This is a genomic window from Herbiconiux sp. SALV-R1 (genome assembly GCF_013113715.1).
In the GTDB taxonomy this organism is placed as follows: Bacteria; Actinomycetota; Actinomycetes; order Actinomycetales; family Microbacteriaceae; genus Herbiconiux.
This window is the reverse complement of record NZ_CP053344.1, coordinates 3,149,591-3,171,743: the sequence shown is the minus strand read 5'-3', so window position 1 is coordinate 3,171,743 and position 22,153 is coordinate 3,149,591. Positions and strand designations below refer to the sequence as shown.

At 70.9% G+C, this 22,153-nt stretch carries 17 protein-coding genes; 8 read left to right on the top strand and 9 right to left on the bottom strand.

Translation table 11 applies throughout. The annotated features are described in order from the left end of the window. Positions 1-36 precede the first annotated feature (36 nt). Positions 37-900, top strand: coding sequence for an NAD-dependent epimerase/dehydratase family protein (locus HL652_RS15175; protein WP_171706084.1), 864 nt, complete (start codon positions 37-39; stop codon positions 898-900). Here the strand turns inward: HL652_RS15175 and HL652_RS15170 are convergent. After that, positions 897-2,573, bottom strand: a complete 1,677-nt coding sequence (locus HL652_RS15170; RefSeq protein WP_171706083.1) for an amino acid permease — start codon at positions 2,571-2,573, stop codon at positions 897-899. The two genes, HL652_RS15175 and HL652_RS15170, sit on opposite strands and share 4 nt — an antisense overlap. A gap of 119 nt (positions 2,574-2,692) precedes the next feature. Here HL652_RS15170 and HL652_RS15165 point away from each other — a divergent pair, with 119 nt between their 5' ends. The 4 genes from HL652_RS15165 (at position 2,693) to HL652_RS15150 (ending at position 9,867) form a co-directional block, all read left to right on the top strand. Beyond that, positions 2,693-3,277: a TetR/AcrR family transcriptional regulator gene (locus HL652_RS15165; RefSeq protein WP_171706082.1), complete on the top strand. Its 585-nt coding sequence runs from the start codon at positions 2,693-2,695 to the stop codon at positions 3,275-3,277. Between the two features lie 92 nt (positions 3,278-3,369). Further along, on the top strand, positions 3,370-6,333 hold the full coding sequence (locus HL652_RS15160) for an MMPL family transporter (protein ID WP_171706081.1): 2,964 nt from the start codon (positions 3,370-3,372) through the stop codon (positions 6,331-6,333). Then, complete coding sequence (locus HL652_RS15155) at positions 6,330-8,501, top strand: YhgE/Pip domain-containing protein (RefSeq protein WP_171706080.1); 2,172 nt, start codon at positions 6,330-6,332, stop codon at positions 8,499-8,501. Before HL652_RS15160 ends, HL652_RS15155 begins: the two co-directional genes overlap by 4 nt. A 106-nt stretch (positions 8,502-8,607) precedes the next feature. Further along, on the top strand, positions 8,608-9,867 hold the full coding sequence (locus tag HL652_RS15150) for an MFS transporter (protein ID WP_171706079.1): 1,260 nt from the start codon (positions 8,608-8,610) through the stop codon (positions 9,865-9,867). A 43-nt stretch (positions 9,868-9,910) separates the two neighbouring features. Here the strand turns inward: HL652_RS15150 and HL652_RS15145 are convergent, their stop codons facing one another. From HL652_RS15145 to HL652_RS15135, 3 genes are all read right to left on the bottom strand, one after another. Beyond that, positions 9,911-10,294 carry a type II toxin-antitoxin system VapC family toxin gene (locus HL652_RS15145; protein ID WP_171706078.1) on the bottom strand — a complete coding sequence of 128 codons (384 nt, stop codon included), beginning with the start codon at positions 10,292-10,294 and terminating at the stop codon, positions 9,911-9,913. After that, positions 10,291-10,557, bottom strand: a complete 267-nt coding sequence (locus HL652_RS15140; protein WP_171706077.1) for a hypothetical protein — start codon at positions 10,555-10,557, stop codon at positions 10,291-10,293. The genes HL652_RS15145 and HL652_RS15140 overlap by 4 nt, the downstream gene beginning before the upstream one ends. A 72-nt stretch (positions 10,558-10,629) precedes the next feature. Then, positions 10,630-12,402 (bottom strand): alpha-glucosidase, encoded by a 1,773-nt coding sequence (locus tag HL652_RS15135; RefSeq protein ID WP_171706076.1) that lies wholly within the window; start codon positions 12,400-12,402, stop codon positions 10,630-10,632. A gap of 55 nt (positions 12,403-12,457) precedes the next feature. Between HL652_RS15135 and HL652_RS15130 the strand changes: the two genes are divergently transcribed. Next, positions 12,458-13,384 (top strand): LLM class F420-dependent oxidoreductase, encoded by a 927-nt coding sequence (locus tag HL652_RS15130; protein WP_171706075.1) that lies wholly within the window; start codon positions 12,458-12,460, stop codon positions 13,382-13,384. Positions 13,385-13,399: 15 nt separating this feature from the next. Here the strand turns inward: HL652_RS15130 and HL652_RS15125 are convergent, their stop codons facing one another. Genes HL652_RS15125 through gabT form a run of 5 tightly spaced genes read right to left on the bottom strand, consistent with a single transcriptional unit; the run spans position 13,400 to position 20,089 of the window. Beyond that, complete coding sequence (locus tag HL652_RS15125) at positions 13,400-14,959, bottom strand: APC family permease (protein ID WP_171706074.1); 1,560 nt, start codon at positions 14,957-14,959, stop codon at positions 13,400-13,402. Further along, positions 14,956-15,840, bottom strand: coding sequence for a universal stress protein (locus HL652_RS15120; RefSeq protein ID WP_171706073.1), 885 nt, complete (start codon positions 15,838-15,840; stop codon positions 14,956-14,958). The genes HL652_RS15125 and HL652_RS15120 overlap by 4 nt, the downstream gene beginning before the upstream one ends. A 57-nt stretch (positions 15,841-15,897) precedes the next feature. After that, entirely contained in the window at positions 15,898-17,367 is a 1,470-nt protein-coding gene (locus HL652_RS15115; protein ID WP_171706072.1) for an NAD-dependent succinate-semialdehyde dehydrogenase, read from the bottom strand. A 56-nt stretch (positions 17,368-17,423) separates the two neighbouring features. Then, entirely contained in the window at positions 17,424-18,722 is a 1,299-nt protein-coding gene (locus HL652_RS15110; RefSeq protein ID WP_371743513.1) for a Glu/Leu/Phe/Val family dehydrogenase, read from the bottom strand. A gap of 8 nt (positions 18,723-18,730) precedes the next feature. Next, positions 18,731-20,089, bottom strand: a complete 1,359-nt coding sequence (gabT, locus tag HL652_RS15105) for a 4-aminobutyrate--2-oxoglutarate transaminase (RefSeq protein WP_171706071.1) — start codon at positions 20,087-20,089, stop codon at positions 18,731-18,733. A 111-nt stretch (positions 20,090-20,200) separates the two neighbouring features. Between gabT and HL652_RS15100 the strand changes: the two genes are divergently transcribed. Beyond that, positions 20,201-21,691, top strand: coding sequence for a PucR family transcriptional regulator (locus HL652_RS15100; protein WP_171706070.1), 1,491 nt, complete (start codon positions 20,201-20,203; stop codon positions 21,689-21,691). Positions 21,692-21,731: 40 nt separating this feature from the next. After that, positions 21,732-22,100, top strand: a complete 369-nt coding sequence (locus HL652_RS15095; protein ID WP_171706069.1) for a hypothetical protein — start codon at positions 21,732-21,734, stop codon at positions 22,098-22,100. Positions 22,101-22,153 lie beyond the last annotated feature (53 nt).

Genomic DNA, 22,153 nt, shown 5'->3' with positions numbered 1-22,153 from the left:
ATCACCACCAACAGGAACCCTCACGAAGGAGCCCCCATGACCCGAGTCGCCGTCACCGGCGGCAGCGGCAAGCTCGGCCGAGCTGTCGTCGCCGACCTGCTCACCCACGGGTACGACGTGGTGGTGCTCGATCGCGAGCGCTCCTCCTCGCACGACCCCCGCGCCGCGTTCCTCCGCATCGACCTCGCCGACTACGGCCAGGTCGCCGAGGCGCTCACCGCGGTCGACGACCGCTACTCCTCCATCGACGCGGTTGCGCACCTCGCCGCGATCCCGGCGCCGGGCATCCTCACCAACTCGGCGACCTTCGCGAACAACGTCCCCTCCAGCTACAACGTGTTCGCCGCCGCGCAGGCCGCCGGCATCGACAACATCGTCTGGGCCTCGAGCGAGACCGTGCTCGGGCTGCCCTTCCTGCAGTCGCCGCCGCCGTCGTTCCCGGTCGACGAGGAGTACCCGGTGCGCCCGCAGTCGACCTACTCGCTCGGCAAGGCGCTCGAGGAGGAGATGGCCCGCCACTTCACCCGCTGGAACCCGTCGCTCAAGCTCATCGGCCTGCGCTTCTCGAACGTGATGGAACCGGCCGACTACGCCGCCTTCCCGGGCTTCGCCGACGACCCGGCGAGCCGCGCCTGGAACGCCTGGGGCTACATCGACGCCCGCGACGGCGCGCAGGCCGTGCGCCTCGCCCTCGAGAGCACCCTCACCGGCTTCGAGGCCTTCATCATCGCCGCCGCCGACACCGTGCTCGACGCGCCCTCGACCGAGCTCGCCGCCCGCTTCTTCCCCGACGTGCCCTTCACCCGCGACGTCGAGGGCACCGAGACGCTGCTCTCCATCGACAAGGCGAAGCGGATGCTCTGGTACAGCCCGCAGCACAGCTGGCGCGACGAGGCCTAGCGCTTCCCGCCCTCGTCGGCTCCACCAGAGGCACCATCAGAGGCTCCACCCGAAACCGAGCCCCCAGCGCCGCCCGAGCCGCTCGCACCGCGACCCGCCTCCGCCTCCAGCGCCGACCGGTTCGCCACCGTCGGGAACGCCCCCGTGTATCCCGCCCGCGCCGCCGCGATCGCCGTGATGCGGTCGCGGTACACGAACCACCCCACGATGAGCAGCGGCACGATGATGACGAGCGACGCGATGGTGAAGGTGCCCGCCGGGTAGTCGAAGGCCATCAGCACCAGCACCGACACCAGGAACACGAGCGTGAGGTACGAGGTGAACGGCGCCCCGAACAGCCTGAACTTCGGTCGCGTGTAGAGGCCCTGGTCGGCAAGCTTCTTGAACTTCATCTGGCACAGCACGATGGTGCCCCAGCTCGAGATGATGCCGAGCGCCGAGACGTTGAGCACGATCTCGAAGGCCTGGGCGGGCACCACGAAGTTGAGCCCCACCCCGAGCAGCGCGACCGCCGAGGTGAGCAGGATGCCGCCGAACGGCACCCCGCGCTTGTTGATCTTGCCCGTGAACTTCGGTGCGGCGCCGGCGGCCGAGAGGGAATGCAGGATGCGCCCGGTCGAGTACAGGCCGGCATTGAGGCTCGACAGCGCCGCGGTGAGCACCACGAAGTTCATGGCGGAGCCCGCGATGGCGGCCACCGTCGGGTTGCCGATGTTCGAGAAGAAGGTGACGAACGGGCTCTCGGTGGCGGAGTAGGTGGAGGCCGGCAAGAGGAGCGCCAGCAGGGCGATCGAGCCGCAGTAGAAGACGGCGATGCGGAAGACGACGCTGTTGATGGCCTTCGGCATGATCTTCTCGGGGTTCGCCGTCTCTCCCGCCGCGGTGCCCACGAGCTCGACGCCGGCGTAGGCGAACACCACGCCCTGGATCATCACGACCGCCACGACGAGCGTGTTGATGCCGTCGGGGAAGAGACCGCCCTCGTTCACCAGCATCGGGATGCCGGTGACCCCCGCATCCGTCGGGAAGGCGAAGGCGAGGAACACGACGCCGATGATGAGGAAGGAGACGAGCGCCACCACTTTGATGAGGGCGAACCAGAACTCCATCTCGCCGAACACCTTGACCGAGATCATGTTGGCGCCGAGCACCACCGCGAGCGCGATGAGGGCGAGCAGCCACTGCGGCACGTCGGTGAACAGACTCCAGTACTGCACGTAGACGGCGACGGCTGTGGAGTCGACGATGGCGGTCATCGCCCAGTTGAGGAAGTAGAGCCAGCCCGAGACGTAGGCGGCCTTCTCGCCGTAGAACTCGCGCGCGTAGGAGACGAAGGAGCCCGAGGAGGGGCGGTGCAGAACGAGCTCGCCGAGGGCGCGCAGGATGAGGAAGGCGAAGAAGCCGCACACGGCGTAGTCGAAGACGAGCAGCGGGCCCGCCTCGTGCAGGCGGCCGCCCGCTCCGAGGAAGAGGCCGGTGCCGATGGCGCCGCCGATCGCGATCATCTGCAGCTGCCGCGGCTTCAGCGACTTGTGGTAGCCGGCCTGCTCGTCGGAGAAGTCCTCCACCGCCTCGAGCCGGTCGCCGGTCGTCTCGCGCTGGTTCTCCTCGACGTCGGCGATGTCTTCGGTGCCGTCTCCGGCGTCGCGCGCCCGCTTCTTCTCCCGTGCCATGACGACGACGCTAGTGCAGGAGCGACGCCAGGGCCGTAGCGGCGCGAAAGCTGGGGGGCCGCTCGGAATCTGACCGATCGTGCAGGCGCTGACCGATCGGTCAGGCTACCCTCGTACTCGTGTCCGTCATCCCCCCGATCGCGCGTGCCCAGCATGACGTCGCCGCCGAGCTGCGCCAGATCGCGCTGAGCATGTTCGCCGAGCACGGGTACGCCGGCACGAGCCTGCAGCAGATCGCCGACGCGGCGGGCTACTCGAAGTCGAGCGTGCTGTACCACTTCCGCTCGAAGGAGGCGCTGTTCGAGGCCGCGCTCGCGCCCTCGGTCGCCGAGCTCGCCGGGTTCCTCGAGTCGCTGGTCGAGAAGGTCATCTCGGGCGACCGGCGGGCCGAGTTCACCGCGAACTTCGTCGACCTGCTGCTCGCGCACCGGCTCGCCGCGCACGTCATCATCAACCAGGGCCAGACGCTCTCCGACATCCCCATCATCGACGAGGCGCGCGGCGTCATCGACCGCATCGGGGAGTCGTTCATGCTCGGTCTCCCGTCGACCAAGCAGCGCATCCGGCTCGGGGTCGCCCTCGCCGGTGCCGCGTACATCCTGGTGGCCTCGAGCCCCGGCCTCACGGCCGCCGAAGACATCGACGAGGTCAGGGAAGCCCTCATCGACGTCGTCGGCGAACTCATCACACCGCTGTCGAGCTGACCGCACGCCCGCACGACCGCACGCCGAAACCCGACCACACCCGCACACCCCGCACCCGAACACCCGAACACCCGAACACCGAGGAGCTTCCCGTGGCCACCCTGCTCTATCGCATCGGCCGGTTCGCCTACCGCCGAGCCTGGTACGTCGTCATCGCCTGGGTGTTCGCGCTCGGTGCGCTCCTCGGCGGTGGCCTCGCCCTCGGCGGTCAGTTCCAGGAGAGCTTCACCATCCCGGGCACCGAGTCGCAGCAGACCATCGACAAGCTCGAGAACCTCTTCCCTGCGGCAGCCGGTGCCGGGGCCACGGTGGTCGTGGTCGCCCCCGACGGCGCGTCGGTGAACGACGCCGACGTCACCCAGGAGATCACCGACGTCTCGAACGAGCTCGGCGACCTCGACCAGGTCGCGAGCGTCATCCCGCCCTACTCGGAGTACGCGACCAACCAGATCTCCGAAGACGGCACCACCGGTCTCATCAAGGTGCAGTTCGACGGGCCGGCCACCGACATCACCGACGCCACGCTCGAGCAGGTGCAGGAGGTCGGCAACACCCTCACCGCCGAGGGCATGCAGGTCTCCTACGGGGGAGAGGCCTTCCAGAGCCAGGAGTTCGGGCTCACCATCACCGAGGCGGTCGGCGTGCTGTTCGCCGGGGTGGTGCTGTTCATCACCTTCGGCTCGCTGCTGGCGGCCGGCCTCCCGCTGCTCACCGCGCTCATCGGCGTCGGCCTGTCGACGGGCGGCATCATGGCGGTGGCGTTCTTCACACCGGTGTCGAGCACGGCCCCCATGCTGGCCGTGATGATCGGCCTCGCCGTGGGAATCGACTACGCGCTGTTCATCCTGTCGAGGCACCGAAGTCAATTGGCGCAGGGAATGGATGCAGAGGAGTCGGCAGCCCAATCGGTCGCCACCGCGGGCGCTGCCGTGCTGTTCGCGGGCCTCACCGTCATCATCGCGCTGCTCGGCCTCCTCGTTGTGGGCATCCCGTTCCTTTCCGTCATGGGTGTCGGAGCCGCGTTCGCGGTGCTGGTGGCGGTGCTCGTGGCGCTCACCATGCTGCCCGCCATCATGGGTGTGGCGAAGGGCAAGCTGGCGCCGAAGCCCGGCTCCCGCGCCCACCGGCGACTCCTCGCCGCGACCGAGCACGACGCCGACGAGGAGGGCTCGAAGGCGCACAAGCCCTCGCTCGGCGGGCGCTGGGTCGCGCTCGTGATGAAAGCGCCCGTCGTCTTCCTCATCGCTGTGATCGGTCTGCTCGGTGTGGCGAGCATCCCGGCCTTCAGTCTCGACCTCAACCTGCCCACGGCAGCGTCTCAGCCGGAGGGGTCGACCACCCGCATCGCCTACGACACGGTCGCCGAGAAGTTCGGCCCGGGCTACAACGGCACCGTCGTGGTGGTCGCCGACATCACGCAGACGAACGACGTGCTCGACGACCTCGACAGCATCCGCAAGGAGCTCGAGACCGTTCCCGGCGTCGCGACAGTGGGCCCGGGCCTCCCTGACGAGACGCTCGACACCGCGATCTTCCAGGTCATCCCCACCACCGCGCCCGACTCGCCCGACACCAAGGCGCTGGTGGAACGGCTGCGTGAGCTGAGCCCCCAGATCGACGAGGAGTACGGCACCCCGTTCACCGTGAGCGGCCAGACCGCCGTGGCGATCGACGTGTCGAACCAGCTCACCGCGGCACTGTTGCCCTTCGGCGTGCTCGTGGTGGGGCTGTCGATCGTGCTGCTGGCGATGGTGTTCCGCTCGCTCGCGGTGCCCATCAAGGCGGCGCTCGGCTTCGTGCTCACCATCGGCGCCTCCTTCGGGGTGACGGTCGCCGTGTTCCAGTGGGGGTGGGCCGCCGACCTGCTCAACGTGCACGCGACAGGGCCGATCATCAGCTTCCTGCCGATCCTGCTCATGGCGATCCTGTTCGGGCTCGCGATGGACTACGAGGTCTTCCTCGTCTCGGGCATGCGCGAGGAGTACGTGAAGACGAAGGATGCGCGCCGGGCCGTGCGCATCGGCTTCCAGCACGGCGCCCGCGTGGTCACCGCGGCCGCGCTCATCATGTTCTTCGTCTTCTTCGCCTTCGTGCCCGAGGGGGAGGGGCCGATCAAGGCCATCGCGCTCGCGCTCGCCGTGGGTGTGGCGGTCGACGCCTTCCTGGTGCGCATGACCCTGGTGCCCGCGGTGATGACACTGCTCGGCCGGCGGGCCTGGTACCTGCCGCGCTGGCTCGACAAGGCGCTGCCGAACGTCGACGTGGAAGGCGAGAGCCTGCGCGACCACATCGAGGAGCGCGACTGGGCCGCCGACCGCGGGGGCGACGTCGTGACGGCGGAGCGGCTCGAGGTCGCGGGGGCCGTCGGCCCGGTGTCGTTCTCGCTGCCGTTCGGTGCCGCCGCGGTGCTCGTGGGCGACACGCAGTCGCGCCGGCTCGTGGGTGCGGCGCTCGCCGGGCGCATCGCGCCGGCCGCGGGTCATCTGCAGGTGCTCGGGCACGGCCTGCCGTCCGAGGCCGCGGATGTCGCGGGAGCGGTGACGCTGGTCGACCTCGAGTCGCGGCGCCTCGACGCGAGTACGACGGTGGGCGACGCGCTGCTCGAACGGTTGCGGCTCGCGCAACCGTGGTTCAGGCGGGTGCCGGCGCGCACGGCGGAGGGGCTCGTGGGCCGCATCAACCTCGCGCTCGACGCGTTCGCCGACGAGGAGCAGATCGACGTGCACCGCACCATCGGCGAGCTCTCGCCGCTCGCGGCGACGCTGCTCAACGTGGCGATGGGTGTCGCTGACGGGGCCCGGGTGACCGTGGCCGACGCCGGTGACGGCGAGTTCACGAGCACCTCGACGCTCGGCTTCGCCACCGCCGTCGCGGCCGTGGCGGGGCTCGACACCACCGTGGTGATCGGGCTCGACCGGGCCGTCGCCGGGGGTGCCGACACGCTCGGGGGGCGGCCGCTCGTGGTGATCGACCTCGGCGCCTCCGCATCCGCATCCGCATCCGCGTCCGCATCCGCTACCTCCGCGTCCTCCGCTTCAGAAGGAGCCCTCCGATGAGCGCCTCGACCTCCACCCCCACGCCCCGCATGCGGCGGCGCACCAAGATCGTGCTGGCGGTGCTCGCCCTGCTCGCCGTGGTGTTCACGCCCCTCGCGGTGAACGGCCTGTTCGCGGGGGCGCTCGCGAACGCCGACACGAACCTGACGACCATCCCGGCCGCCATCGTGAACAACGACGAGATGACGACGACCACGAACGCCGACGGCACCGAGACGGTGAACTTCGCCGGGCGCGCCGTCGTCACCGAGCTCACCGGGGGAGACTCCGGGTTCGGGTGGACGGTCACCAACTCCGACGACGCCCAGGCGGGCCTCGCCGACGGGCGGTACTACGCGGTGATGACGATCCCGCCCGGGTTCTCGGCGTCGATCAACACGCTCGGCAGCACCTCGCCCGAGAAGGGTCTCATTCAGATCGAGACGGATGCGTCGCACGGCTACCTCTCGGGCATCGTCGCGTCGACAGTGGCGTCGGCGGTGCAGGCGAACTTCGGGTCGTTCGTCACGGCGCAGGTGGTGAACGGCATCTACACCGGTTTCGACACCGTGGGCACGAGCCTCACCGACGCCGCCGACGGCGCGTCCCAGCTGGCCACCGGCGCCGACGGTCTCGCCGACGGCTCCTCCCAGCTCGCCGACGGCCTCGGCCAGCTCTCCACCGGTGCCGCCTCCGCCGGCTCCGGCGCCTCCCAGCTCGCCGACGGCCTCGGCCAGCTCGCCTCCGGCGCCTCCGCCGCGGCCCCCGGCGCCACCCAGCTCGCCGACGGCCTCACCCGACTCTCCGACGGGGCGTCCAAGTCTGCCGACGGAGCCCAGCAGCTCAGCAGCGGAATCTCCGAGTACACCGGGGGTGTCAGCCAGCTCGCGGGCGGGCTGGGAGCCCTGGCCGGCCAGACGACCGAGCTCGGGCAGCTCTCCTCGGGCATCGACCAGTACACGGGTGGAGTGTCCCAGACGGCGTCGGGCCTCGCCGACCTCAACGCGGCCGCTCAGGCCGATCCGACAGTGCCCGCCTATCTCAAGTCGGGCCTGGAACAGATCTCGGGGGGTCTGACGCAGCTCGCCGACGGCGGATCCGCGCTCTCCGACGGCGCCGCAGGGCTTCCTGCCCTCAGCGACGGCATCGCGCAGCTCTCGAGCGGCGCGCAGCAGCTCGCCGCCGGCGGCGAGCCTCTCGCCTCGGGCGCGCAGCAGCTCGCCGACGGAAGCGCGCAGCTGGCCGGGGGGCTGGCTCAGACGGCGCCGGGGGCGACGGAGCTGGCTGACGGGGTGTCGCAGCTCGCGTCGGGACTCGAGCAGACGGTGCCCGGGGCGACTCAGCTCGCCGACGGGGTGACGCAGCTGGCCGACGGTGTCGCGCAGACGGTGCCGGGGGCCGAGCAGCTCTCCGACGGGGCCTCGCAGCTCGGTGACGGCGCGCAGCAGCTCTCCGACGGGCTCTCGAGCGGGGCCGAGCAGCTCACCGGCACCGTGCCCACCGACACCGCCGACGCGGCAGACGTGGTGGCGCAGCCGCTGGCTGTCGACACCACCAGCCTGAACAACGTGTCGGGTGTGGGGCAGATCGTCTCGACGATCATGCTCCCGGTCGCCCTGTGGCTCGGGGCGCTCGCCGTGTTCCTCTGGCTGCGGCCGCTCTCGCGGGCCGTGCTCGCCTCCTCGGCGCCGACCGCCCGCCTCGCCCTCCGCACCTTCGGGCGTGCGGCCGGCGTGGCCGCCGTCCAGGCGGCCCTGCTCGTGGCGTTCCTGCACCTGGTGCTCGGGGTGGCCTGGAGCTCGCTCCCCGCGACCCTCGGCTTCTCGCTGCTCGTGGCGCTCGCGTTCACCGCGTTCCAGCAGTTCCTCAGCACCGCGTTCGGCAGGCTCGGCTCGGTGATCTCGCTGGTGCTGCTCGCGCTGCAGCTCGCGGCGACGGGCGGGCTCTACCCGGTGGAGCTGCTCTCCGGCCCCTTCCAGGCCGTCAACGCCATCAGTCCGCTGAGCTACGCGGTGTCGGGCATCCAGACCATCCTCACCGGTGGGCAGGCGGGCACCGTGGTGACGGCCTGCCTGGTCATGGCGGGAATCCTGGTGGTGAGCCTCGTGCTCGCGATCGCGGCTCTGGCGAGACGCCGGAGGCCGGTGGAGATCGGATGGGTCGTGCCGGTGGTGCCCGCGACGGCGTAGCGCCCCGCCCGCCGCGCGTACGATGGAGGGGCACCACCCCGCTCCCCACCGATGACGGTCAGCCGTCGGCGGTGCGGGGGCGGCGACCGGGAACCAGGATTTTCCGATGAACCGAGCCCTCCGCGCGGGCCTCCCCGTCACCCTGGTGCTCGGCGTGGTGTTCGTCGGGTTCATCCTGCGCGGCCCGATCGTCGCCGTCGCCCCCGTCACCGGCCCCATCAGCGCCGACCTCGGCCTGAACGCCGCCCAGGCGGGCCTGCTCACGAGCCTCCCGGTGCTCTGCTTCGCCGTCATGACGCCGTTCGCGTCGCTGTTCATCGGCAAGGCCGGGGCGAACCTCTCGACCACCATCGCCATCCTCGGAGTGGGCATCGGCTCGATCGTGCGCTCGGCCGGGGGAGTGGAGGCCACCTTCGTCGGCACCGTCATCATGGGTGCCTTCATCACCATCGGCAACGTCGTCATCCCGGTCATCATCCGCCGCGACGTGCCCGAGCAGCGGGTCGGCATCGTCACCGGCGCCTACACCGCGGCCATGAACGTGAGCTCGATGATCACCTCCCTCGCGACGGTCCCCCTCGCCGCCGCCTTCGGCTGGCGAGGCGCCCTGCTCGCCTGGACGGGTTTCGTCGTGCTCGCCGCCGTCGCCTGGTTCGTAGCGGTGGGCCGCAAAGCCCTGCGCTGGGGCCTGGTGAAGCCGGCGGTCGAGACGGGCGCCGTCGACACCGTCGCCATCGACACCAGGGGCATTCCCCTCGCCGCCCCCGAGCCGCGCACCTGGCGCAACCTCTCTGCGGTGCTGCTCGCGCTCGCCTTCGCCGGCCAGGCGTTCTCGTACTACGGCCTCACCGCCTGGTTCCCCACCGTGCTCGAGCAGCAGCTCGGCTACTCGGCGACGGATGCGGGCGCCAGCTCCTCCATCTTCCAGATCGCCGCGGTGATCGGCGCGCTGGGGGTGCCGCTGCTCGCACAGCGCATCGGAATCCCGCCCACCTTCGCCCTCGTCGCCGCGCTCTGGGTCGCCTTCCCGCTCGGGCTCATGTTCGCCCCCGGCGGCTGGCTCGCCTGGGGCTTCCTCGGCGGCGTGGCCCAGGGCGGCGGCATCACCGTCGTCTTCATGCTCGTGGTGCAGCTCTCGTTCACGGGAACCCACGCCCGCCGCCTCTCGGCCATGGTGCAGGGCACCGGCTACGCCCTCGGCGCCACGGCCCCCACCCTCATCGGCGCCGTGCACGACGCCACCGACAACTGGACCCTCGCCATCGGCGTCGTGCTCATCGCCACCCTCGTCTTCGCCGCCGCCGGCCTCACCGGCGCCCTCCGTGCGACCGGCCCCCGCGGCCCCCGTGGCCCACGCCGCCGCTGACAACTGATGCGGCACGACGTGTGATCGATCGTTCCGGGTGCGCTCACCCGTCGGGAAGCAGACGGGCGGTGCGAGTCGCGACAGTGGCGAGTTGACGGTCGAAGGTCGCGAGGTGCACATCGAACTGCTCGGCGGTGGCGAGCACGCACGTGTCGGGCATCTTCAACCCCCACCGTGCGCGCAGTCGGGCCAGTGCGAGGGGCCCCTCTGGTCCGAGCTCGGCAACCTCGACGCCGATCCCTCGGAGATCGCGCCAGACCTCGTCTTCCACGCCGCGCTTCGCCGGCCCTACGAGAACCTCAGCGGCCGTCAGCGGATGCACGAGATAGCCGAAGGGGTTCCGCTCGAGGATCTTCACGGCGGCCTCGTGATGGGCGTCAGCGCTGTCGAGGAAGCCGATCAGCACACCCGCATCGAGGACGATCACTCCGGCCAGCCCTCGCGCACCCCGTCGAGGTAGCCCGGCTCGTACAGCCCGGTGTGCTTGCCCGCGACCTCACGAAGACGCGCGACTCGTCGCTCGGCAGCGAACTCGTCGCTGTCCTCGATCGCTTTCGCGCCTGCCTCCAGGAGGTTCAGGATCAGCGCACTCTCTCGCTTCTCACGAGGCCAGTGCGTCCGCGCGACGTCGAGCGCGTGCTGCACCTGGGGGGTGTGCGTGATGTTCGTGCGCGGACTCTTGGTGGGCATACCCAAGTGTAACACCGTGCAAAAAGTGTTACACCATGAGCGGTGGGGCGAAGGAATCGTCGCCGTTGCGGCTCAGTCGCGCACGAGGTAGACCTTCGCCTCCCAGGGGGCGAGTGGTGCCGCCGCGTCGGGCGTGCCCTCCGAGCCGGGGAGGTTCGTGAGCAGCACCTCCGCGTCTTCCCAGCGCTCGAACACCGTGTTCTCGAAGCGGGGCACGCGTTCGTCAGACGACAGGTTGGCCACCACGAGCATCCGCTCGCCGCCGCCGGAGCCGCCGTCGGCCTCACCGTCGGCCGCGGCGCCAGCCCGCTCGAACGCGAACACCGCCTCGTCGCCCGCGTCGACCCGGGTGAACGAGCCGGTCGCGACCACCGGATGCTCGTGCCGCACCGCGATGAGCGCACGATAGTGGGCCAGCACGGAGTGCGCGTCGCCCTCCTGCGCCGCGACCGAGATGCGCGAGGCGTTCGGGTTGGCCGCGAGCCAGGGGGTGCCGGTGGTGAACCCCGCGTTCGGCGAATCGTCCCACTGCACAGGCGTGCGGGCGTTGTCGCGGCTCATCGAGGCGAGGCCGAGGAGTGCCTCGGCGGGGCTGGAGCCCGATTCGAGGTCGTCGGCGTAGTGGTTGAGGGACTCGACGTCACGGAAGTCGTCGATCGAGGCGAACGGCGCGTTCGTCATGCCGATCTCCTGCCCCTGATAGACGTAGGGCGTGCCGCGCTGCAGGTGCAGCATCGTGGCGAGCGCCGTCGCCGAGGCCCGCCAGTGCTCGCCGTCGTCGCCGAAGCGCGAGACCGAGCGGGCCTGGTCGTGATTCTCGAGGTAGAGGCTGTTCCAGCCCGTCTCGGCCAGCGCATCCTGCCACCGCGTGAGGTTCGCGGCGAGTTCGCCCGGGTCGAGCCGTCGCGACCGGAACTTCGTCGCCGGGCCGTGGTCGAGCCCCACGTGCTCGAACTGGAACACCATGTCGACCTCGCCGCGGGCGGGGTCGGTGAACAGCACGGCCTCCTCGGTGCTCACCCCGGGCGTCTCGCCCACCGTGATGAGCCCCTCGCGCCCGGCGAACACCTCGCGATGCATCTCCTGCAGGAACTCGTGGAGGCGCGGCCCCGAGGTGTAGTGGGCGGCGCCGTTCGCGAGCGTGCGGCCGGGCAGCGGCTCGGCGTCGGGCAGGGTCAGCACCTTCGAGATGAGGTTGATGACGTCCATCCTGAACCCGTCGACACCGCGATCGAGCCACCAGCGCATCATGGCGTAGACGGCCTGCCGCACCTCGGGGTTCTCCCAGTTGAGGTCGGGCTGCTTGCGGTCGAACAGGTGCAGGTAGTACTCGCCGCTGGCCTCGTCGAACTGCCAGACCGAGCCCGAGAAGAACGACTCCCAGTTGTTCGGCTCGGCGCCCGGGGTGCCGGGCTCGAAGCCCTCACGGGGCTTGCGCCACCAGTACCAGTCGCGCTTCGGGCTGTCGGGGCTCGAGCGCGACTCCACGAACCACGGATGCTCGTCGGAGCTGTGATTGACCACCAAGTCCATCACCAGCTTCATGCCGCGCCGGTGCACCTCCTCGAGCAGCTCGTCGAAGTCGGCGAGGGTGCCGAACACGGGGTCGATGTCCTGATAGTCGCTGATGTCGTAGCCGTTGTCGGCCTGCGGCGACCGGTAGATGGGGGAGAGCCAGATGACGTCGACGCCGAGCCGCTCGAGGTGGTCGAGCCGCTGCAGGATCCCCCGCAGGTCGCCGATGCCGTCCCCGTCCGAATCCTGGAAGCTGCGCGGGTAGATCTGGTAGACCACCGCACCCTTCCACCAGTCGTCTGCCGTGCCTGCCGCGGTGCTCATCGCCATGCCCCAAGCTAAGCACGCCCGTCCGACACAGCCGTTCCCGCACTAGCCTTGAACCATGGACTTCCGCATCTTCACCGAGCCCCAGCAGGGTGCCAGCTACGACGAACTCCTCGCGGTGGCGAAGGCCACCGAGACGCTCGGCTTCGACGCGTTCTTCCGCTCCGACCACTATCTGCGCATGGGCGACGGCGACCCGGGCTACGGCCCCACCGATGCGTGGACCACGCTGGCCGGCCTCGCCCGCGAGACCGAACGCATCCGTCTCGGCACCCTGGTGTCGTCGGTGACCTACCGCTACCCGGGCATCCTCGCCATCCAGGTGGCGCAGGTCGACCAGATGTCGGGCGGTCGCGCGGAGCTGGGTCTCGGCACCGGCTGGTTCGAGGCCGAGCACAAGGCCTACGGCATCCCCTTCCCGCCCAAGCGCTTCGACCTGCTCGAGGAGCAGCTCGAGATCGTCACCGGGCTCTGGACCACCGAGCGCGGCGACACCTACTCCTACACGGGCGAGCACTACACGCTCGAGAACTCGCCGGCGCTGCCAAAGCCCGTGCAGTCACCGCTGCCCGTCATCGTGGGCGGCAAGGGTGCGAAGCGCACACCGTTGCTCGCGGCCCGCTACGCCACCGAGTTCAACGCGCCCTTCCCCGACCCGGGCACCTTGCCCGGGCTGTTCGAGAACGTGCGCCGCGCCTGCGACGAGATGGGGCGCGACCCCGACGACATGGTCTACTCCGCTGCCCTCGTGGCCGTGGTCGGTGCCGACGAGGCCGAGTTCGCTCGCCGCGCGGCAGCTATCGGCCGCGAGCCGGAGGAGCTGCGCACGAACGGGCTCGCCGGCACCGCCTCCGAGGTGGTCGACAAGATCGGGGCGCTGCGCGAGCAGGGTGCCGAGCGGGTCTACCTGCAGATCCTCGACCTGGGCGACCTCGACCACCTCGACTTCATCGCCCGCGAGGTGGTGTCGAAGGTCTCCGACTAGCGACGGTGCGGCGCTCTACTCCGGCAGCGCCGCATCCGCTTCGTTCGCGTCGCCGGCGACGCCGCGGGCGAGGGTCTTGTTGCGGAAGAAGTCGGGCCGCAGTTTCGCCTGCACGAGCATGATGACGATGCCGGCGACGATGATGATCATGCCGAGGATGAACACCAGGCCCACCCCGCCGATGTTCGACCCGCTGCCGTAGTCGGGGTTCGCGCTCTCGATGAGCGTCGTCACGAACAGCACCGCGAGAATCAGCCCGCCCACCAGCGGCGCGACGAACTGGAAGAAGGCGTTGCGCACGCTCGCGAACCACTGCTTGCGGAAGTACCAGACGCACGCGAACGCGGTGAGCCCGTAGTAGAAGCAGATGAGCATGCCGAGCGTGGTGATGGTGTCCCACAGCACGTCTTCGGAGATGAACCGCATGACGGTGTAGAAGACGGATGCGACGACGCTCGACACGATGGTCGCGTAGCCGGGGGTGAAGAAGCGCGGGTGCACCTTCGAGAACTTCGGCGACAGCGCGCCGTAGTGCCCCATCGCGAGCAGCGTTCGGGCGGGCGAGACGAAGGTTGACTGCAGCGACGCGGCCGACGACGACAGCACGGCGATCGACACCAGGATGGCGAGCGGCCCGAGGATGGGCCCCGCCAGCGAGAAGAAGACGTTGCCCTGGATGTCGGGGTTGCCGAGCCCGTACTCGCCCTCGCCGACCCCCGCGTAGTTGATGAGCGCGACGGTGAGGAAGAGGTAGAGCACCACGATGATGACCACCGTCGCCGTGGCGGCCTTGCCCGGGGTGGAGGAGGAGCCCTTGGTCTCCTCGCTCATGGTGAGCGTCACATCCCAGCCCCAGAAGATGAAGATCGACAGCGACAGCCCCGCGGCGAAGGCACTGAACGAGCCCACGGCGAAGGGGTTGAACCAGTCGAGCGAGATCGGGAGCGCGTCGAAGGCGTCGCCGGCGGAGACGTGGATGAACGCGACGATTCCGAAGAACACCATGACGAGCAGCTGAAAGCCCACCAGCACGTACTGCAGCTTCTGGGTGGTCTGCATGTCGCGGTAGGAGATGAGCGTCGCCCCGAGCATGAACGCCAGGCAGGTGACGACGTTGATGAACGGGTTGGTCGTGAGGTCGGCGATGTCGGGGTTCTGGAAGATCTGCGACAGCATCAGGTAGAAGAAGTCGACGGCGATGCCGGCGAGGTTCGACAGCACCACGATGGTGGCGGCGATGAGCCCCCAGCCGGCCATCCAGCCGATCCAGGGCCCGAAGGCGCGCGTCGCCCAGGTGAAGGAGGTGCCCGAGTCGGGCATGCGGCTGTTCAGCTCGCGGTAGCCGAAGGCCACGAGGAGCATCGGGATGAAGCCGACCAGGAAGATGGCGGGCACGTGCGTGCCGACGGCCGCCACGGTGGGGCCGAGCGCCCCGGTGAGGGTGTAGGCCGGGGCGATGCACGAGATGCCGATGACGATGGCGCCGATGAGCCCCACCGTTCCGGCGCCGAGGCCCTTCTTCGACAGGGCGGCGGTGGCCGCCGTGACGGGGGCGCTGGTCTCGGGAGGGGTCATGACGCGTCTCCGATGGTGACTGCCGCGTCGCGGGGCACGACGACGAGCGGAACGGGCAGTTCGCGCAGCATCTTCGCTGCGGTCGAACCGAGGAACAACTGCCGGGGCTGGGCCAGCCGGCTCGAGCCCACCAGGGCGATCTCGGTGGGCTCCCAGTCGAGGCCGCTCACGGCGTCTTCGACACGGCGGCCGGTGACGACCTCGGAGGTCACCTCGACGTCGTCGGGAAGACCGGCAGCCGCGCGCTCGAGCACCGCGGTGGCGTGGGCTGCTGCCCGCACGATCGCGTCGCGGTGCTGAGAGTCGACCGGCTGGTCGAGCGCGACCAGCGAGATGAGCCGCAGCGGCAGGTGCGCCGCCCGCGCGGCGCCGATCGCCGAACCGAGCAGTGCCTCGGCCCCCGGCCGGGTGCCGACGGCGCAGGTGATGCGGCTGATCGGCGCATCACCGGCGGTGTCACGACAGCCGTCGGGGGCGAGCGCCACCGGAACCGTCGCGGCGTGCAGCAGCGCGTTCGCGGCACTGCCCAGGGTGAACCGCCCGAGGATGCCGCCGCGCGCCGCGCCCACCACGATGAGCCGGGCGTCGAGCACGCGCGCGGCGTCGAGCACCCCGTCGGCGAACGACTCCGCGTAGACGACGTGCGAGCCCGCCCGCACGTCGTCGGGAACGGTGCCGAGCGCCTCGGCGAGCCAGCCCTCGGCGGTCTCCCTCACGTAGCGCTCGTAGCCGGGGTCGGCCGGCACGATGGTGGCCCGCTCCTCGCTCGAGAGCACGAGCACCAGGTCGAGCCGGGCGCCGGTGGCGCGGGCGAGCCGCACCCCGAGAGCGAGCGCATCGCGACCCGCCGGGGTGTCGGTGTAGCCGACGATGAATCTCATCTCGGGGATCCTTTCGGGGGAGCTGGCCCCCAACCTAGCGGTCGGGGGCCCTCCGCATCAGCTGTTCGGGATGAGGGTGTACTTCGTCGAGAGGTACTCGTGGATGCCCTCGGCCCCGCCCTCGCGGCCGAGCCCCGACTGCTTCACCCCGCCGAAGGGCGCCGCGGCGTTGGAGAGCACGCCCACGTTCAGCCCCATCATGCCGGTGTCGAGCGCCTTGATCATGCGCTGGCCGCGAGCGAGCGACTCGGTGAACACGTAGGAGACGAGCCCGTACTCGGTGTCGTTGGCCAGGCGCACGGCCTCGGCCTCGTCGTCGAACTCGACGATGGAGACCACCGGGCCGAAGATCTCCTCGCGCAGGATGTCGCTGCCGAACGGCACCCCGGTCACCACGGTCGGCTCGAAGAAGCTGCCCGCGCCCTCGAGGGCGTGACCGCCCACCACGAGGGTGGCGCCGCGCTCGACGGCGTCGTCGACGAGTTCGCCGGTCTTGGCGACCGCCTTGTCGTCGATGAGCGGGCCGATGGTGACGCCCTCGTCGGTGCCGCGGCCGATGCGCATGGCGCGCACCCGCTCGGCGAGCTTGTCGGCGAAGGCCTTCGCCACGGCGCTGTGCACGATGAAGCGGTTGGCCGCGGTGCAGGCCTGGCCGATGTTGCGGAACTTCGCCGCCATCGCGCCGTCGACCGCCTTGTCGAGGTCGGCGTCGTCGAACACGACGAAGGGGGCGTTGCCGCCCAGCTCCATCGAGGTGCGCAGCACGTTGTCGGCCGCCTGCTTCATGAGCGCCTTGCCCACCGGGGTCGAGCCGGTGAAGGAGAGCTTGCGCAGGCGCGGGTCGGCGATGATCGGGTCGGAGAGCTTCGCCGACGCCGAGGTGGTGACCACGTTGAGCACACCCTTCGGCAGGCCAGCCTCCTCGAACAGTCCGGTCAGGAAGAGGGTGGTGAGGGGCGTGAGCGCGGCGGGCTTCACCACGACTGTGCAGCCGGCGGCCAGCGCGGGCCCGATCTTGCGGGTGGCCATCGCGAGCGGGAAGTTCCACGGGGTGATGAGGAAGCAGGGGCCGACGGGCCGCTGCGACACCACCATCTGGCCGGTGCCCTCGGGGTTGTCGCCGTAGCGCCCGGTGATGCGCACCGCCTCCTCCGAGAACCAGCGCAGGAACTCGCCGCCGTAGGTCACCTCGCCCTGGGCCTCGGCGAGGGGCTTGCCCATCTCGAGGGTCATGAGCAGCGCCGCCTCGTCGCGCCGCTCCTGCAGCAGGTCGAAGGTGCGGCGGAGGATCTCGCCGCGCACGCGGGGCGGGGTGGCCGCCCACTCCTCGGCCGCGGCCACCGCGGCGTCGAGGGCGCGCAGGCCGTCGGCGGGGGAGGCGTCGGCGATGGAGACGAGGCGCTGCCCGGTGGCGGGGTCGAACACGTCGAGCGTCTTCTCGCCCTCGCCCGCGACCCACTCGCCGCCGATGAACAGGCGGTTCGGGATGCGGGAGAGGAGCTCGGTCTCGTGCGGTGCGGTGGTCATGGTGCCGTCCTTCGTCGTCAGGGGTGCATCGGGTGGAGCGGGAGCGGGGTGCTCGATCAGGGGTAGAGGCCGCGCTGGCGGTGGGCCTCGGTGACGCGCTGCACGGCGAGGGCCGTGGCGGCGGCGCGCAGGGTGAGGTCGTGCTGGGTCGCGAAGCGGGTGACGTCGTGCCAGCCGCCGAGCATGCGTTCGGCGAGGCGTGACTCGACCTCGTCGAGACCCCAGCGGAACGACTGGTTCGACTGCACCCACTCGAAGTACGACACGATCACCCCGCCGGCGTTGGCGAGGATGTCGGGAACGACGAGCACGCCGGAGTCGGCGAGCACCCGGTCGGCTTCGCGGGTGGTGGGGCCGTTCGCGCCCTCCACCACCACGCGGGCCGCGATGCGCGACGCGTTCTGCGCGTTGATGACGCCCTCCACGGCCGCCGGCACGAGCAGGTCGACGGCGAGCTCGAGCAGCTCGTCGCCCTCGATCGGCTCGGCGTTCTCGAAGCCCACCACGGAGCCGGCCGCGTCGACGTGCCGCGCGAGCGCCTCGACGTCGAGCCCGCCCGAGGCGTGCACGGCACCGTACTGGTCGGCGACCGCCACGACGGCGACACCCGCCTGCTGCAGGAAGCGCGCGGCGTCGCGGCCGACCTTGCCGAAACCCTGCACGGCGGCCGTCGCGGCGCGGTGCTCGATGCCGAGCGAGTCGAGCGCCGCCAGAGCGACGTGCACGACCCCCCGCGAGGTGGCGCTGGAGCGGCCGAGCGAGCCGCCGAGGCTGAGCGGTTTGCCGGTGACGACGCCCGGCACGGTGTGGCCCTTGCTCACTGAGTAGGTGTCCATGATCCAGGCCATGACGTTCTCGTCGGTGCCGATGTCGGGGGCGGGGATGTCGTGCTGCGGGCCGATGATCGGCAGGATCTCGGTGGTGTAGCGCCTCGTCACCCGCTCGAGCTCGGCGCGCGAGTGCAGGCGCGGGTCGATCGCCACCCCGCCCTTGGCGCCGCCGTAGGGCACGTCGAGCAGGGCGCACTTCCAGGTCATCCACATGGCGAGCGCCCGCACCTCGTCGAGGCCGACGCCGGGGCTGTAGCGGAGGCCGCCCTTCGCCGGCCCGCGCGAGATGTTGTGCTGCACGCGGTAGCCGGTGAGCACCTCGACCGAGCCGTCGTCGCGGCGCAGCGGGATGCTCACGGTGAGCTCGCGTCGCGAGGCGGCGAGGGTGGCGTGGGTGCCCTCGTCATAGCCGTGGAAGGCGACGGCCTCGGCGAGCTGGGAGTGCGCATCCGTCAGCGCCTGCACACCGGCGTCGGCGGCGACGGTCGAGCCCGCGGTCGTGGCAGACGTCGTGCCTGCGGTCACCGGCGCGTTCACGAGGCGGCCAGTGCGTCGCGCAGCACGTCGAGGCCCTCGAGCGCGAGCTCGTCGGAGATGGCCAGGGGAGGGAGGAAGCGGATGACATTGCCGTACGTGCCGCAGGTGAGCAGCACGAGCCCCGCGGCGTGTGCCGCAGCGGCGACGCGACCGGTGAGCGCGGCGTCGGGTTCGCCCGTGGCCGGGTCGACGAGCTCGATCGCCATCATCGCGCCGCGGCCGCGCACGTCGCCGATGCGCGGGTCGTTCACGCGCAGGGCGTTGAGGCGACCCCGGAACAGCGTCTCGAGCTCGCGGGCGCGCGCGACGAGGTTCTCACTGCGGTAGCTCTCGATGGTGGCGAGCGCTGCGGCGCAGGCGAGCGGGTTGCCCGTGTAGGTGCCGCCGAGACCGCCGGCGTGGGCGGAGTTCATGATGTCGGCGCGACCCGTGACCGCCGAGAGCGGCAGGCCGCCCGCGATGCCCTTCGCGGTGACGATGAGGTCGGGCTCGATGCCCTCGTGCTCGCTGGCGAAGAAGGCTCCGGTGCGGGCGAAGCCCGTCTGCACCTCGTCGGCGATGAACACCACGTCGTTCGCCCGGGACCAGCGCTGGAGCGCCGGGAGGAATCCCTCGGCCGGCACGATGAAGCCGCCCTCGCCCTGGATCGGCTCGATGATGACGGCGGCGAGGTTCGCGGCGCCGATCTGCTTCTCGATCACGCTGATGGCCCGGGCGGCCGCGGCCTCGCCCGAGAGCCCGCCGTCGCGGTAGGGGTACGACAGCGGCGCGCGGTAGACCTCGGGGGCGAACGGCCCGAAGCCCGACTTGTAGGGCATCGCCTTCGCGGTGAGCGCCATCGTGAGGTTGGTGCGCCCGTGGTAGGCGTGGTCGAACGCGACGACGGCCTGCCGGCCGGTGTGGTGGCGGGCGATCTTCACCGCGTTCTCGACGGCCTCGGCGCCCGAGTTGAACAGGGCGGTGCGCTTGTCGAAGTCGCCCGGGGTGAGCTCGTTGAGCTTCTCGGCGACTGCGACATAGCCCTCGTAGCCGGTGATGGTGAAGCAGGTGTGGGTGAAGGCGGCGACCTGGGCGCTCACGGCCTCGACGACGGCGGGTGCCGAGTTGCCGACACCGGTCACGGCGATGCCCGAGCCGAAGTCGATGAGCGAGTTGCCGTCGATGTCGCGGATGACGCCCCCGCCGGCCGCCTCGACGTAGACGGGAAGGGTGACGCCCACCCCGTCGGCGACGGCGGCGGTCTTGCGGGCGTGGAGCTCGCGCGAGCGCGGGCCGGGGATCTCGGTGACGAGCTCGCGGCGCTGGGGGAGCGAAGGCCCGCCGACGACGGGCGGGGCGGTGGGTGCGATGGTCACGAGGTCCTCCTGGTCACGACGGTGGGCGGTGCGCCCTCCACGCTAGGTCGCCGCTGACCCCGGCGCCTCTGCCGATCTGGCAGACTGGTCGTCGTTGTGCGACACTGTGGCATGCCTGTGACCGTGCGCGACCTGGTTCTACATCGCCCCCTGAGCATCCGGATGCTCGCCGGCGACGACGGCGTCGAGCTCGGTTGGTCGAATTCCAGCGATCTCGACGACCCGAGCCCGTTCCTCGAAGCCGGGCAGCTGTTGCTCACGACGGGCCGCCAGTTCCTCGCCTTCGAGGGACTCAGGGACTACGAGGCCTACGTGCAGCGGGTCGCGGCAGCGGGTGTCGTCGCCCTCGGCTTCGGCACCGAGGTGCTGCGGGCGGGAACTCCGGCCGAGTTGATCGAGGCCTGCGAGTCGGCCGGGGTCGCACTCGTCGAGGTGCCCTACGCCACCCCTTTCATCGCGGTGAGCCGCTTCGTCGCCGACCGCATCGCCGCCGAGCAGCGCCGGCTGCTCGAATGGGCGCTCGCCGCCCAGGAGTCGATCTCGCGTGCGGTGCTCGGCTCGGGCGGGCTCGCCGCCGCGGTCGACAGCGCGTCGCGCGCGCTCGGCTGCCCGGTCGCGGTGCTCGACCCCGATGGCGCCGTGCTCGAGGGGGCGGCGCCGGGGTGGCTGCGCGAGCGGGCCGTGGCGCTGCTGCGACGCGGCACCCGCGCGCGCGACCACGGCGACGACGACCGCGGCTCGTGGTCGGTGCAGACCCTCGGCCACTCCGGACGGCTGCTCGGGGCGGTGGTCGCGGTGCGCTCCGACCCGCTCACCCCCGCCGAGCTCTCTGTGATCACCCTCTTGACGGCGCTCACCGAGCTCGCCCTCGAGCACGCCGAAGACCAGCGGCTCGGCTTCCGCTCTGTCGCCCAGCAGCTGCTCGCCCTGCTCCGCGACGGGCGCGTCGACGCCGTGCGCCGCTCGCTCGAGCACCTGCCGGCCCAGCTGCCGGCCGAGCCGTTCCGCATCCTCGCCCTCGCAGCCGGCGAGGTCGCGCCGACCCTGCGCGACTCCCTCGAGCGCATGGCTGCCGGCCGCGGCCGTCGACTGTTCGTGGTCGAGCACGACGCCCAGCTGCTGCTGTTCGTCGACGGCACGAGCCGCGTCGCCGTCGAGGCACGCCTGGCCGAGAGCGAGGCCAGGGCGGGCCTGTCGTCGGAGGCGCGCTGGCGCACTCTCGACGAGGCGCTCACGCAGGCGGTCGCGGCGCTCGCGGGTGCCGCACCGGGCCGCATCCTCGCCTTCGACGAGCTGATGGCGGGCACCGTGCTCGGGCTCCTCACCGAGTCGAGGGTCGCCGAGCTCGCCCGCCTGCGGCTGGGCGGCCAGCTCGCCACACCCGACGGCACGGCACGGCTCGGCGAGGCGGCGGTGTGGCTCGCGCACAACGCGGTGTGGGATGCCGCGGCCCGCGAGCTCGGCCTCCACCGCCACACCTTGAAGCAGCGCATGGCGGAGCTCGGGCGCGAGCTCGACCTGCAGCTCGACACCTTCCGCGGCCGCGCGGAGCTGTGGGCGATGCTCGTCGCCCTCGACCTCGCTCGCAGCTCGCTTCGATAGGGTCGGGGCGACAACGACACCCAGCGAACAGGACATCCCCATGCCCCGCATCACCATCATCCTCGGCGCCGTTCTCATCGTCCTGGGGGTGATCGGGTACATCGCCACCGAGTTCGCGAGCTGGACCGCCCTCATCCCCTCCATCCTGGGCGCGCTCCTCGTCGTCTTCGGCCTCATCGGTGTGAAGCGGCCGAAGATCGGCATCCACGTCGCGCTGGTGGTCGCGCTCCTCGGTATCGCGGGCACGCTCATGAACGTGCTCAAGATCGGCGAGGTGTTCGCGGGAACCGCCGAGAGGCCCGTGGCCGTGGTGCTCAGCACCATCACCTTCGTGCTGCTCATCGTGTACGTCGTTCTCGGTGTGCGCTCCTTCATCGCCGCGCGGAAGGGTCGGGCCGTCACGGCGTGAAAACGCTGGGTGACTGTCGATTCCGTCAGTCATCGTGCCATCATGGTTTCGAC

What these genes read in the sequence shown, in the direction of transcription:
- HL652_RS15175 (WP_171706084.1), top strand. Translation starts at nt 37, where the DNA reads ATGACCCGAGTCGCCGTCACCGGCGGCAGCGGCAAGCTCGGCCGAGCT.
- HL652_RS15170 (WP_171706083.1), bottom strand. Translation starts at nt 2,573, where the DNA reads ATGGCACGGGAGAAGAAGCGGGCGCGCGACGCCGGAGACGGCACCGAA.
- HL652_RS15155 (WP_171706080.1), top strand. Translation starts at nt 6,330, where the DNA reads ATGAGCGCCTCGACCTCCACCCCCACGCCCCGCATGCGGCGGCGCACC.
- HL652_RS15150 (WP_171706079.1), top strand. Translation starts at nt 8,608, where the DNA reads ATGAACCGAGCCCTCCGCGCGGGCCTCCCCGTCACCCTGGTGCTCGGC.
- HL652_RS15140 (WP_171706077.1), bottom strand. Translation starts at nt 10,557, where the DNA reads ATGCCCACCAAGAGTCCGCGCACGAACATCACGCACACCCCCCAGGTG.
- HL652_RS15135 (WP_171706076.1), bottom strand. Translation starts at nt 12,402, where the DNA reads ATGGCGATGAGCACCGCGGCAGGCACGGCAGACGACTGGTGGAAGGGT.
- HL652_RS15130 (WP_171706075.1), top strand. Translation starts at nt 12,458, where the DNA reads ATGGACTTCCGCATCTTCACCGAGCCCCAGCAGGGTGCCAGCTACGAC.
- HL652_RS15125 (WP_171706074.1), bottom strand. Translation starts at nt 14,959, where the DNA reads ATGACCCCTCCCGAGACCAGCGCCCCCGTCACGGCGGCCACCGCCGCC.
- HL652_RS15120 (WP_171706073.1), bottom strand. Translation starts at nt 15,840, where the DNA reads ATGAGATTCATCGTCGGCTACACCGACACCCCGGCGGGTCGCGATGCG.
- HL652_RS15115 (WP_171706072.1), bottom strand. Translation starts at nt 17,367, where the DNA reads ATGACCACCGCACCGCACGAGACCGAGCTCCTCTCCCGCATCCCGAAC.
- HL652_RS15100 (WP_171706070.1), top strand. Translation starts at nt 20,201, where the DNA reads ATGCCTGTGACCGTGCGCGACCTGGTTCTACATCGCCCCCTGAGCATC.
- HL652_RS15095 (WP_171706069.1), top strand. Translation starts at nt 21,732, where the DNA reads ATGCCCCGCATCACCATCATCCTCGGCGCCGTTCTCATCGTCCTGGGG.